At 37.5% G+C, this 12,884-nt stretch carries 11 protein-coding genes; 9 read left to right on the forward strand and 2 right to left on the reverse strand.

Annotation, left to right across the window (positions count from 1 at the left end; genetic code table 11):
- The first annotated feature begins 181 nt into the window (after positions 1-181).
- Both V7Z48_RS07760 and V7Z48_RS07765 read left to right on the forward strand, forming a co-directional pair.
- Positions 182-2,308 (forward strand): carboxy terminal-processing peptidase, encoded by a 2,127-nt coding sequence (locus tag V7Z48_RS07760; RefSeq protein WP_334112839.1) that lies wholly within the window; start codon positions 182-184, stop codon positions 2,306-2,308.
- A gap of 4 nt (positions 2,309-2,312) precedes the next feature.
- Positions 2,313-3,407, forward strand: coding sequence for an ABC transporter permease (locus V7Z48_RS07765; RefSeq protein ID WP_334112840.1), 1,095 nt, complete (start codon positions 2,313-2,315; stop codon positions 3,405-3,407).
- A gap of 16 nt (positions 3,408-3,423) precedes the next feature.
- On the opposite strand, the gene yihA is transcribed toward V7Z48_RS07765, so the two are convergent.
- Positions 3,424-4,032 carry a ribosome biogenesis GTP-binding protein YihA/YsxC gene (gene yihA / locus V7Z48_RS07770; protein ID WP_334112841.1) on the reverse strand — a complete coding sequence of 203 codons (609 nt, stop codon included), beginning with the start codon at positions 4,030-4,032 and terminating at the stop codon, positions 3,424-3,426.
- A gap of 9 nt (positions 4,033-4,041) precedes the next feature.
- Positions 4,042-4,806, reverse strand: a complete 765-nt coding sequence (locus V7Z48_RS07775; RefSeq protein ID WP_334112842.1) for an alpha/beta fold hydrolase — start codon at positions 4,804-4,806, stop codon at positions 4,042-4,044.
- A 351-nt stretch (positions 4,807-5,157) separates the two neighbouring features.
- Between V7Z48_RS07775 and mraZ the strand changes: the two genes are divergently transcribed.
- The 7 genes from mraZ to murD are packed head-to-tail and all read left to right on the forward strand — an operon-like array spanning position 5,158 to position 12,871.
- Positions 5,158-5,628 (forward strand): division/cell wall cluster transcriptional repressor MraZ, encoded by a 471-nt coding sequence (gene mraZ, locus V7Z48_RS07780; RefSeq protein ID WP_334112843.1) that lies wholly within the window; start codon positions 5,158-5,160, stop codon positions 5,626-5,628.
- Complete coding sequence (rsmH, locus tag V7Z48_RS07785) at positions 5,615-6,511, forward strand: 16S rRNA (cytosine(1402)-N(4))-methyltransferase RsmH (RefSeq protein ID WP_334112844.1); 897 nt, start codon at positions 5,615-5,617, stop codon at positions 6,509-6,511. The genes mraZ and rsmH overlap by 14 nt, the downstream gene beginning before the upstream one ends.
- Positions 6,508-6,825 carry an FtsL-like putative cell division protein gene (locus V7Z48_RS07790; protein WP_334112845.1) on the forward strand — a complete coding sequence of 106 codons (318 nt, stop codon included), beginning with the start codon at positions 6,508-6,510 and terminating at the stop codon, positions 6,823-6,825. The genes rsmH and V7Z48_RS07790 overlap by 4 nt, the downstream gene beginning before the upstream one ends.
- 4 nt (positions 6,826-6,829) lie before the next feature.
- Positions 6,830-8,836 carry a penicillin-binding protein gene (locus tag V7Z48_RS07795; protein WP_334112846.1) on the forward strand — a complete coding sequence of 669 codons (2,007 nt, stop codon included), beginning with the start codon at positions 6,830-6,832 and terminating at the stop codon, positions 8,834-8,836.
- Positions 8,833-10,296: a UDP-N-acetylmuramoyl-L-alanyl-D-glutamate--2,6-diaminopimelate ligase gene (locus V7Z48_RS07800; protein ID WP_334112847.1), complete on the forward strand. Its 1,464-nt coding sequence runs from the start codon at positions 8,833-8,835 to the stop codon at positions 10,294-10,296. Before V7Z48_RS07795 ends, V7Z48_RS07800 begins: the two co-directional genes overlap by 4 nt.
- Positions 10,297-11,538: a phospho-N-acetylmuramoyl-pentapeptide-transferase gene (gene mraY / locus V7Z48_RS07805; RefSeq protein ID WP_334112848.1), complete on the forward strand. Its 1,242-nt coding sequence runs from the start codon at positions 10,297-10,299 to the stop codon at positions 11,536-11,538. It abuts the gene before it with no gap.
- 1 nt (position 11,539) lies between these two features.
- A complete protein-coding gene (gene murD / locus V7Z48_RS07810) occupies positions 11,540-12,871 on the forward strand; it encodes a UDP-N-acetylmuramoyl-L-alanine--D-glutamate ligase (protein ID WP_334112849.1) in 1,332 nt (443 codons plus the stop codon).
- Positions 12,872-12,884: the final 13 nt, after the last annotated feature.

Here is a 12,884-nt window from a genome sequence, read left to right on the forward strand (position 1 = left end):
AATTTCAAAACGATTCATCGAACATTTTTGGTTTAACAAAAAATTAGTAGCAGAGTTAAGGCGTGGCACGGTTTTTTCTATTATTTTAGTCCAATCGTATTTAATTTTGATATATTCTGATTTTAATTATCAGATAATCGCAATTGAAAGAAAAAAAAGAAAGATGAAATTGATTAAAATAATGAAAAGGAATTCAATTCTACTGTTGTTGGCCTTATTATTAGCCTTCGCTTCTTGTAGTTTTACCACAAAAACCTTTAACGATCCTGACAAAGATAAGTTGCTGATACAGCTTATTACTTACGTATTAGAGCAAGGTCATTTTGACCCGAAAAGCATTGATGACGAATTTTCTAAAAATGTATTTGAATCTTACTTAAACCAGTTAGACCCTTACAAGCGTTATTTTTATGAGTCCGATATTAAAGAGTTTTCGAAGTATCAAAACGAAATAGACAATCAAATTAAAGATTACGATTTGTCATTTTTCAATCTCACACATACTCGCTTACTTGAGCGCATTGAAGAAACCAAAGCTCTGTATCAAGAAGTGTTGTCGCAACCTTTTAATTATGATTTAGAAGAAACATTTTCATCAGACTACGAAAAATTGGATTACGTTAAAAACAAAAAACAAATGCGCGAAAGATGGCGCCAACAGTTGAAGTTTTCAACCATAGCCAATTACGACGACTTGTTAACGCTACAAGAAAAGAGTGAAGATTCTGAAGAGATAAAATCAGTCGCAGAATTAGAAGCTGAATCTAGAGAAACTACATTAAGTCAGTTAGATGAGCTATATGAATTTATTGATGAGCGTTTGCGAAAAGATTGGTTTTCAGTTTACATCAACGCTATAGTTGAAGAATTTGATCCACATACCTTTTATTTCGCCCCAGAAGATAAAGACAGATTTGATGTTGCAATGTCAGGTAATTTTGAAGGGATTGGTGCCAGACTTCAAAAACGACTAGACGGAATTATAGTTAACGAGATTATAAGTGGTGGTCCAGCCTGGAGACAGAATGAGCTTGAGGTAGGCGACCAAATTTTGAAAGTGCGTCAAGAAAACGAATCAGAAGCAGTTAATGTCGTTGGTATGCGTTTAGAGGATGCCATCAAATTTATAAAAGGACCAAAAGGCACTAAAGTTACCTTGTCACTTAAAAAAGTGGACGGTAGCATAACCGATGTAACCATAACAAGAGATGTGGTTGAGCTAGAAGAAACTTATGCTAAATCCTCAACGGTAATCAAAGAAGATAAAAAGTTTGGCATAATTAATTTACCGAAATTTTATGTTGATTTTACAGATTATAAAAAGAGAAACGCCGCTTCAGATATCCGTCTTGAAATTGAAAGATTGAAAAAAGAAAATATCGAAGGTCTTGTTCTCGATTTAAGAAATAACGGTGGTGGATCCTTGCAAACAGTTGTTGACATTGCTGGATTGTTTATTAAAGAAGGACCAGTAGTACAAGTTAAAACAGCAGGCGAACCAAAAGAAATTTTGCGTGATAAAGACCGCAGTATTGTTTGGGATGGACCATTGGTAATTTTGGTAAACGAGCTTTCAGCTTCGGCTTCAGAAATACTAGCAGCAGCTATGCAGGATTATAAGCGAGCTATCGTAATTGGCAGCAAGCAAACCTACGGAAAAGGTACCGTTCAAAATGTTCTTGACTTAAACAGAATGGTTCGTAGTAACTCAAGTGGTGATATGGGTGCTTTAAAATTCACCACCCAAAAGTTTTACCGAATTAATGGTGGCTCTACACAATTAGAAGGTGTTAAGAGTGATGTGATAGTTCCAGATCGCTACAGCTATATAGACATTGGTGAAAAAGACCAAAACAATCCATTACCATGGGATAAAATAAGCCCGGTCGATTACGATATTTGGGATGGTTATTTCGATTTCGACAGTACCATCCAAAAAAGCACAGAGCGCATGGCGATTAACGAGCAGCTTAAGCTTATTGACGCCAACGCGCAATGGGTAAAGCAAATAAGAGACAGAGAAAATTTCTCCTTGAATTACAACCAATATAAAGATGAATTAAAACGCAATGAAGAAGAAGCAAAACGCTTCGACAAAATTAGCGAGTATAGAAATAATTTAAGCTTTGTTTCATTGCCATACGAAGTTGATTTAATGACAAAGGATTCTGTTTTAAAACAAAAACGTGACAGATGGCATGAAAGTTTGGCTAAAGATGTTTACGTTGAAGAAGCAGTGAATGTGTTATTCGATTTAAAAACAGCACAACCCATTAAAACAAAAGTAGCTTCGGCTGTAAAGGAATAAGCACATGAGCAACCATCGAGGCTCATTATCATATTTAGCGCTTCAAAGATTTAAAAAAAATCTTTGGGGCGTTTTAAGTTTTACGGTGATTGTATTAATAGGCTTTGTTGCGGTATTTGCCTACCTCCTGGCGCCCGATAATTCAGAAAATGCCAACCAAATGCAAATTTCATTACACTCTAAACAGCCAGGTTTTAAAGCGACAATTCTCACCATCCCATCTCAACTAAAAAACGATCAGTCCTATTTGTCTAAATGGTTTTTTGGCTATAAGAACTCCGATAATCAAATACCCATAAGCAGTTATAAAATTGAAAACAACCTTTTAACATATGTTGAATTCACACCAAATTCAAATCTTGAAATTGTAAAAGAAGTGCCTTTATCAGTGTTTCCAAATGATAATGCAGCTGCGTTTATTAGCGAAAAAACTTATGTTTTCGGTACCGATAAATATGGTCGCGATTTGTTAAGTAGGGTTTTAATTGGCTCGAGAATTTCATTTTTTATTGGTTTTGTAGCGGTATTTATTTCTTTGGTGATAGGAATTTTTATGGGAAGCCTAGCAGGCTATTTTGGTGGCAAAGTCGATGCTTTTATCATGTGGATCATCAATGTGACTTGGTCAATCCCAACACTATTATTGGTGATTGCTATTACCCTGGCCTTGGGCAAGGGCTTCTGGCAGGTGTTTATTGCCGTTGGTTTAACGATGTGGGTGGAAGTGGCGCGTGTAGTGCGCGGTCAAATTATGAGTGTAAAGGAAATGCAATACGTGACTGCCGCCAGAGCTTTAGGCTACAACGATTTTAGAATCATTACCAAGCATATATTACCCAATATTATGGCACCGGTTATTGTAATTGCCGCGGCTAATTTTGCTGCTGCTATACTTATAGAAAGTGGACTGAGTTTTCTAGGCTTAGGCGCACAACCACCAATGGCCAGTTGGGGCGCAATGATCAAAGACCATTATAATTATATTATTTTAGGAAAACCTTATTTGGCACTTATTCCTGCGTTTTGTATCATGCTGCTAGTGATGAGTTTTATGCTGGTTGGTAATGCCTTACGCGATGCGCTGGATGTGAAATCTTAAATAAAGAGGCGATAATTTATTCGGCGCCTAAAACTTCTTCGTTGGTAGTGCCAATAAAGTTCAAAACTTCATCTTTCCCAAAAGACGAAGTTGCAGAGGTGATAAAATACTGAGGTGCCGCTTCCCAAGTTTCTAAAAGAACATTGATATATTCGTTAATGTTGCGTTCAATGGCTTTGGGTTTCAGTTTGTCGGCTTTGGTGAATATAATGGAAAATGGAATGCTGTTTTCGCCCATCCATTGCATGAATTCTAAGTCTATTTTTTGTGGTTCATGCCTGATGTCTATCAATACAAAGGCCCAAATTAATTGTTCGCGTTGTAGAAAATAATTGGTAATAAATTGCTGAAATTTTTTCTTAGCCGTTTTTGAAACCTTTGCATATCCATAACCTGGTAAATCTACCAAATGCCAATTATTATTGATAATAAAATGATTGATAAGTTGCGTTTTACCTGGTCTTCCCGAAGTTTTTGCAAGACTTTTTCTACCAGTAATCATGTTAATTAAAGAAGATTTGCCAACATTACTCCTGCCTATAAATGCATATTCGGGAATTCTATTTTTCGGGCATTTCGATACCTCTGAATTACTTATTACAAATTCAGCCGTTTTTATATGCATAACTTTCTTTTAAAATTGTCGTTTCTCCAACCAGGTAAAAAGAAGCTTGTTAAATTCTTCGGGATGCTCCATCATTGCGGCATGTCCGCATTTGTCAATCCAAAACAACTCCGAATCTGGTAGTAATTGATCAAATTCAATGGCGACTTCTGGCGGCGTAACACTATCATTCTTTCCCCAAATAATGCAGGTTGGCGTTAGCATATTGGGTAAATCTTTCGACATATTATGGCGTATGGCACTCTTGGCAATAGCGAGTGTTTTAATAAGTTTGTTACGGTCGTTTACGGTCTCGTAAACTTCGTCAACAATTTCTTTAGTGGCAACAGCAGGATCATAGAAAACATCTTGAGCTTTCTTTTTAATAACCTCATAATCACTTCGCTTGGTGTAGCCACCACCCATAGCACTTTCGTAAAGCCCCGAACTTCCAGTTATTACTAAGGCTTTCACCTTATTTGGGTACATTTTAGTGTGATATAAACCAATATGACCACCTAGTGAATTGCCAAGTAAAATAACACTCTCAAAACCTTTAAATTCTACAAAATCCTTAAGATAATTAGCGAAATTTTTAACATTGGTCTTTAGGAGTGGCATACTGTAAATCGGTAGCTCTGGAATGACTACTTTATAACCTTTCTGACTAAAAAAATTAGTAACCGCATCAAAATTACTCAGTCCACCCATCAAGCCATGCAAGATGATAATTGGCGTGCCTTCACCTACTTCTATATAACTAAATTGCTGTTCCTTCTTAAGCCTATGTGCCATAAATGAAATTATGAGTTTCGTTAACAAATCTACATAAAAAAATCTGTTTTGTTTTTGTGTATTCTTAAAAGTGTGAATTTAACTATATCCCGCGAATTTCCACCTTGCTCAAAGATAAAATTAGCATCTTTTGAAAGACGACAACAACAAAAACTAGCCACACATTTTCATCAAAATACATGTTACAACAAACCAATTAGCAATGAATCTAATCGATAGTTTGCTTTTTAAAAACAGCCTATAAATGCGCTTTATCGAAAACTTATGAACAAAAGTGGTAAAAAGTGGTAAAAAGTGGAATATTTTTCAATATATTTGACTTGTTATCGTTAAAACTGAAAATAGCATCAAGTGAATTCACTAATAGGCACATACGAATGTAAGGCAGATACCAAAGGTAGACTGATGCTTCCTGTTGCGCTTAAAAAGCAATTACTGCCTGTGCTTCAAGATGGTTTTGTGCTAAAACGCGCTGTGTTCCAGCCTTGTTTAGAGTTGTATCCGATGAGTGAGTGGAATAGGATGATGGATAAAGTGAACAAGCTCAACCGATTCAAAAAGAAGAATAACGATTTTATAAGACTGTTTACCGCTGGTGTAAAAATCATAGACGTTGATGGCACCGGACGTTTAAATATTCCGAAAGATTTGCAATTGTTTGCCGATATCTCAAAGCAAATTGTGATGGCATCCGCAATCAACATTGTTGAGATATGGGATAAAGATCGTTACGAACACGCAATTAATACTGCCACGAGCGATTTTGCTGAGCTGGCCGAAGAAGTAATGGGACAAGATGACGACAACGATGGAATATCATAATGCAGTACTCCTTACCGAGACCGTAGATGGATTAAACATCAAACCAAATGGTGTGTATGTCGATGTCACTTTTGGTGGTGGCGGTCACAGCAAAGAGATTTTAAAAAGACTCAATAAAGAAGGCAAATTATATGCCTTCGATCAGGATAGGGATGCGCTTCAAAATACCATTGAAGACGATAGATTCCAGCTTATTCACGAAAACTTCAGATTTATAAAACGCTTTTTACGCTTTTATGGTGTGAAACAAGTTGACGGTATTCTGGCAGATTTTGGCGTGTCTTCACATCAATTTGATGTGGCAGAGCGTGGATTCTCAACACGTTTCGAAGCAGATTTGGACATGCGAATGAACCAGGATAACGAGCTCTCGGCCTATCAGGTGATTAATTTTTATGAAGAATCACAAATAAAACAAGTGTTGTGGCAGTATGGCGAATTGCGTCAAGCACCTGCAATGGCAAAAGTTATTGTTGCTGCCCGCACCGAAGCACCTATAAAAACAAGTGTAGAACTAAAAACCGTTTTGCAGCGATTTTTACCACCAAATAAAGAAAATAAAATTCTGGCGCAAATTTATCAAGCCATACGAATTGAAGTGAATCAGGAAATTGAAGCGCTTAAGGAATTCCTTTTGCAAACCACCGAATTATTAAATAACGGTGGACGATTGAGCCTAATTTCCTATCATTCATTGGAGGATAGATTGGTAAAACGATTTATAAGAAACGGCATGTTTGAAGGAGAACCAAAGCGCGATGTGTTTGGAAATTTTGAAGTGCCATTTAAAAAAGTTGGCAACTTAATAGTGCCTTCTTCAAAGGAAATAAAAACCAATAGTCGCGCACGAAGCGCTAAACTCAGAATTGCTGAACGATTATGAAAGGAAATATATATAGCATTTTAAGAGGGACTTTTTTGGTGAATGATGACGCCTTCAAAAACTGGCGTGCCATCATTTTTATTTCGGTGTTGGCCATCGTGATGATTGCTAGTTCGCACAGTGCCGATAAAAAGGTGTACGAAATAGCACGCATGAATAATGACGTGAAAGAACTCAGATCCGCATTTGTGGATGGACGTTCAAAGCTGATGAAATTAAAAATGGAATCTAATGTAGTTAGAGAAGTGGCAGAAAAGAAGATTTATTCATCCCCAAATCCACCGCAAAAAATAAGAGTTAAAAAACAACCATAACACTGTGGCAATAGAAGATAAACATATACTGAATAGATTGTATTTCGTTTCCGGAATATTTTTCGTTTTTGCCTTGGCGGTCTTGTTTAAGCTGCTAAGCATTCAGTTTATGCATGGTGACAAGTATCGCGATATGGCCGAAAAGCGCACGGTTAAAAACGTGGTGATTCCTGCCAATCGTGGTAATGTTTATTCGGCCGATGGCAATTTGTTGGCAACTTCTATCCCAAAATACGATATTAGGTTTGATGCCTTAACGCCAACACAAGGGCGATTTGATACCTATATTAAAGCCTTATCCGATTCGCTTTCAGTGTTTACAGGCAAGCCGTCATCGCATTTTCAAAAGGAATTGCGCAAAGCAAGAATTAATAAAAATCGGTATTTTCTGGTAGCGCGAAACTTGAGTTACTCCGATTATATCCGCGTTCGCAGCTTTCCACTGTTAGAATTGGGTGCTTTTAAAGGCGGATTAATTGTAGAACAAACCACCAAACGCGAACACCCTATGGGTGGAATTGCCGAGCGTAGTATTGGTTATGAGCGGTTTGACGAAGATGGTAAAGTAAGCAGAGCGGGAATTGATGGCGCTTTCGGAGTGAAATACTTAAGAGGCACCAACGGTTTGCGCATGAAACAAAGAATTGGCAATGGCCAATGGAAACCCATCGCAGATTATAACCAAATTGATCCAAAAGATGGTTATGATGTATTTACAACTATCGACGCCAATATTCAAGATATTGCCCATCACTCTCTTTTAGGTCAGTTAGAATTTTACCAAGCCGAACATGGTTGCGCGGTTGTAATGGATGTGAAAACCGGAGAAATCAAAGCCATTTCAAACCTAGGTCGTAATACCGATGGAAAATATTATGAGCGTCTTAATTATGCAGTAGGCGAAAGCCATGAGCCTGGTTCTACCTTTAAAGTTATGGCACTCATGGCAGCGCTGGAAGATAAAGCGGTTGATACGGCTACCATAGTAGATACCAGAATGGGGTCTAAACCCTTTTATGGTAGAACAATTACGGACTCTAAAGGTCATGGTAAAATATCTGCTGCTCGAGCTCTTGAGTTGTCATCAAATATTGGTTTGGCAACTATAATTGATGATTACTATTCAAAGGAACCTCAAAAATTTATAGATCGTTTAAAGGCATGGCATTTAAATGATACGCTCGGTATTTCAATTCGTGGCGAAGGTATGCCAGTCATTCCTGAGCCTGGACATAAACTGTGGAGTAAAAATGCATTGCCATCCATGGCTTACGGGTATAACCTAAGAATGACGCCATTACAAACATTAACCTTCTACAATGCTATCGCCAACGATGGCGAAATGGTAAAGCCAAGATTTATCAAAGCGGTGAAAGAATTTGACAGAGAGGTTGAGGTTTTTAATAAAAAAGTGATAAATCCTAAAATTTGTTCGGATCAAACTTTGAGTGAAATACGTGAGATTTTAAAAAACGTAGTTGTTAGAGGAACTGGAAGCAGAATGTACTCTGAAAATTTTTCAATGGCGGGAAAAACAGGAACCGCACGCACCGAGTACTGGATGGACGACTGGAGCGAAGACAAACGCTATATATCATCCTTTGTTGGTTATTTTCCTGCAGAAAATCCGAAGTATTCCTGTATAGTGGTTATTCATAAACCCAGTAACAAAGTTGGTTACTACGGCGCCGATGTTTCGGGACCAGTGTTTAAGAAAATAGCTCAAAAGATTTATACCGATACACCTTTAATTGATGAAGTTGAAAGTCTTGAATTTGACGATAAAAATGTAACTAAAGACTTCAACAATTACTATCAAATTGCCAATACTCATAAAACCATCATGCCCCTTGTAGTGGGTATGCCAGTTATGGATGCGTTGTCCTTATTAGAAAACATGGACGTTTCTATTCATATTGAATTAAAAGGTAACGGTATTGTTAAAAGCCAGTCTATTGCAAAAGGCGTAAAACTAAATAAGAATCAACAGCTAATTATAGAAGCTATATGAGTCAGTTAAAAGACATACTATATAAGGTTACTATAAATGCAGTGGTTGGCAGCACCAGTATTGCAGTGAATAAGATTCAATTCGATTCAAGAAAAATCACTAAAAACGATGTGTTTGTTGCTATAAAAGGCACCATGTCAGATGGCTTTGATTTTATTGAAACAGCTATAAAAGGTGGCGCTATTGCCGTTATTTGCGAAAAGCAACCAAAAAGCTTTGCAGATGGTGTTACGTATGTTATCGTGGAAGATGCCAGCAAAGCACTAGCCATTATGGCCTCTAATTTTTATGAGGTGCCTTCAGCAAATTTAAAACTGGTAGGCATTACAGGTACCAATGGTAAAACAACCGTTGCATCTTTATTATATCAGCTATTTAAAAATGCAGGTTATAAAGTTGGATTGCTTTCCACCGTAAAAATAATGGTGGATGAAACCGAATACAAAGCAACACACACCACACCCGATTCATTAACCATCAATTACTACTTGAGTTTAATGAATGAAGCTGGTGTTAACTTCTGCTTTATGGAAGTAAGCTCACACGGTATCCATCAGAACAGAACCCAGGGCTTGGTGTTTGAAGGAGGCATTTTCACAAATCTGTCTCATGATCATTTGGATTATCACGACACTTTTGCGGAGTACAGAGACGTGAAGAAATCCTTTTTTGACCAACTGCCAAAATCGGCTTTTGCATTAACAAATGTTGATGACAAAAATGGACTGTTAATGTTGCAAAACACGCATGCTCGTAAATACACCTACGCACTAAAATGTTATGCCAATTACCGCGCCCAAATATTAGAAAACCAATTTGAAGGCTTATTGCTAAAAATCAACGATAACGAAATTTGGTCTAAACTCATCGGCACTTTTAACGCTTACAATTTGTTGGCTATTTATGCCGCTGCCGAACTATTGGGCTTGGAAAAATTTGAAAACCTCAGATTGATCAGTGCTTTAGAAAGCGTGAGCGGTCGTTTTCAATATTTGATTTCCGATGAAAAAATAACAGCCATCGTTGATTATGCACACACACCTGATGCACTAAAAAATGTATTAGAAACCATCAATACCATTCGCACCAAAAACGAAGAATTAATCACGGTTGTTGGTTGCGGTGGTGATAGAGATAAAACCAAACGCCCAATTATGGGGCAGATTGCCGCTGCTTTAAGTACTAAAGTAGTATTTACAAGCGACAACCCACGAACAGAAGATCCACAGGAAATTATTACTGCCATTGAAAATGGAGTAGAACCACAACATTTTAAAAAAGTAGTATCCATTTTAGACCGCAAGCAAGCTATCAAAACAGCTTGTCAGCTTGCGAACAGCAACGATATCATATTAATCGCTGGCAAAGGCCATGAAACCTACCAGGAAATTAATGGTGTGCGAACAGATTTCGATGATTATAAAGTAGTTCAAGAATTTTTAAAACAATTACAAAAGTAGATGTTATATTATTTATTTGAATATCTAGAACAACATTACGACATTCCTGGCGCATCGCTTTTCGGGTTCATAACCTTTAGGGCTGCTGCTGCTATTTTAACCTCACTGCTCATCTCAATTATTTTTGGTAAACGCATTATTAATTTTTTACGCCGTCAACAAGTTGGAGAAACCATTAGAGATTTAGGTTTAGAGGGTCAACAAGAAAAGGCAGGCACACCAACTATGGGTGGCATTATCATTATTCTTGCAACGCTTATTCCAGTGCTGTTGTTTGCTAAAATCGGCAATATTTACATCATTTTATTAATCGTCACCACCATCTGGATGGGTACCATCGGATTTATTGATGATTATATCAAAAAATTCAAAAATAATAAGGAAGGTTTAAAAGGCAGGTTCAAAGTAATTGGTCAAGTTGGTCTGGGAATAATAGTAGGCGCAACACTTTACTTCAGTCCAGATGTGACTATTAAAGAAAAGCTTCCGGTGGCAGTTCAACAAGAGCTGCTAGCACAAGATCCCAGTTTGTCGCCTTCTAAGTTGTATAAGGCAGAAAACCGTTCAACTAAAACAACCATTCCATTTGTAAAACAAAATGAATTTGACTATGCCGATCTTATTACCTGGATCCATCCCAAATTGGGTAATTACGTCTGGCTTCTTTTTATTCCAATCGTAATTTTTATCATTACCGCAGTGTCTAATGGTGCCAACTTAACAGATGGAATTGATGGTTTAGCCGCAGGAACTTCCGCAATTATCGTGTTGACCTTAGGCATATTTGCTTGGGTTTCTGGTAACATCATATTTTCCGATTATCTCAACATTATGTACATCCCCAGTGTTGAAGAAATCACCATTTACATCGCCGCATTTGTAGGTGCGCTTATTGGATTTTTATGGTACAACACCTATCCCGCGCAAGTGTTTATGGGTGATACAGGAAGTTTAACTATTGGCGGAATTATAGCCGTTATCGCTATTGCAGTTAGAAAAGAGTGGCTCATTCCAGTACTGTGCGGCATCTTTTTAGCCGAGAATTTATCAGTGGTAATGCAGGTGAGCTACTTTAAATACACAAAGAAAAAATTTGGTGAAGGCAGACGCATCTTTAAGATGTCGCCACTGCACCACCATTATCAAAAATTAGGATACCACGAAAGTAAAATAGTTACCAGATTTTGGATTATAGGCATTCTATTAGCCATTTTATCTGTGGTAACCTTGAAGATTCGATAACATGAAGAGGCTCGTGATATTAGGTGGTGGCGAAAGCGGAGTAGGAGCCGCATTGCTGGGGCAAGCAAAAGGTTTTGAGGTATTGGTTTCAGATAAATCAATCATCAAACAAAAGTTTAAAGACGTTCTTTTAAATAATGACATTGAATGGGAAGAAGGTAAACATACCGAAAGCGCAATTTTAAATGCCGACTTGGTGGTGAAAAGTCCTGGAATTCCTGATAAAGCACCATTGGTGGTAGCGCTTAAAGCTCAGCAAACTAAAGTTATTTCCGAAATTGAATTTGCAGCACGTTACACCAATGCTACCATCGTGGCCATTACTGGCAGTAACGGTAAAACCACCACGGCGTCCTTAACGCATCATATTTTAAAAAATGATTTAAAGGTTGGGCTTTCAGGAAATATCGGAATCAGCTTTGCACGTCAGGTGCTTGATTGTGATTTTCCAAATTATGTGCTAGAAGTAAGTAGTTTTCAATTGGACGGCACGGTGAGTTTCAAGCCTCATATCGCTGTGTTAACCAATATCACACCCGATCATTTAGACCGATACGAGTATCAGTTTGAAAAGTATATCGCTTCTAAATTTTTAATTATTAAAAATCAAACAGCAGCGGACTATTTTATTTATGATGCCGATGACGAGGTGATCGAACAGCATTTAAAAACCATTTCTATTCAATCAAAATTACTGCCATTTTCACTTACCAAAGTGATTGAAAATGGCGCTTATTACAACAACAACGAAATAATAATAACCATAGATAACAACAAAATCATTATGCCTACAAACAACCTAGCTTTAGAAGGTAAACACAATATTAAAAATGCCATGGCTGCCTCAACGGTAGCGCATTTGCTCAAAATTAGAAAACAGACCATTCGTGAGAGTCTGGAGAATTTTCAAGGGGTGGAACACCGTTTAGAACACGTTTTAAAAATTAACAAGGTCAATTATATCAACGACTCCAAAGCCACCAATGTAAATGCTACTTATTACGCCTTGGAAAGTATGGAAGCGCCAACGGTATGGATTGTTGGCGGAGAAGACAAGGGCAATAATTACGAAGAATTATTTCCCTTTGTAAACGAAAAAGTAAAAGCGATTATATGTTTAGGTGTGGATAATGAAAAACTACTTCAATCCTTTTCCTCTATGGTCGACATTATTGTTGAAACCCAATTTATGAGCGAAGCAGTTAAAATAGCTTATAAAATTGCCCAGGCTGGCGATAGCGTTTTACTATCACCTGCATGCGCGAGTTTTGATTTATTCGAAAATTACGAAGACAGAGGCCGACAATTTAAAGACGCAGTACGAAAACTATAAGAGTAACAATAGC

It is taken from the genome of Paucihalobacter sp., assembly GCF_036825875.1.
Classification (GTDB): Bacteria; Bacteroidota; Bacteroidia; order Flavobacteriales; family Flavobacteriaceae; genus Paucihalobacter.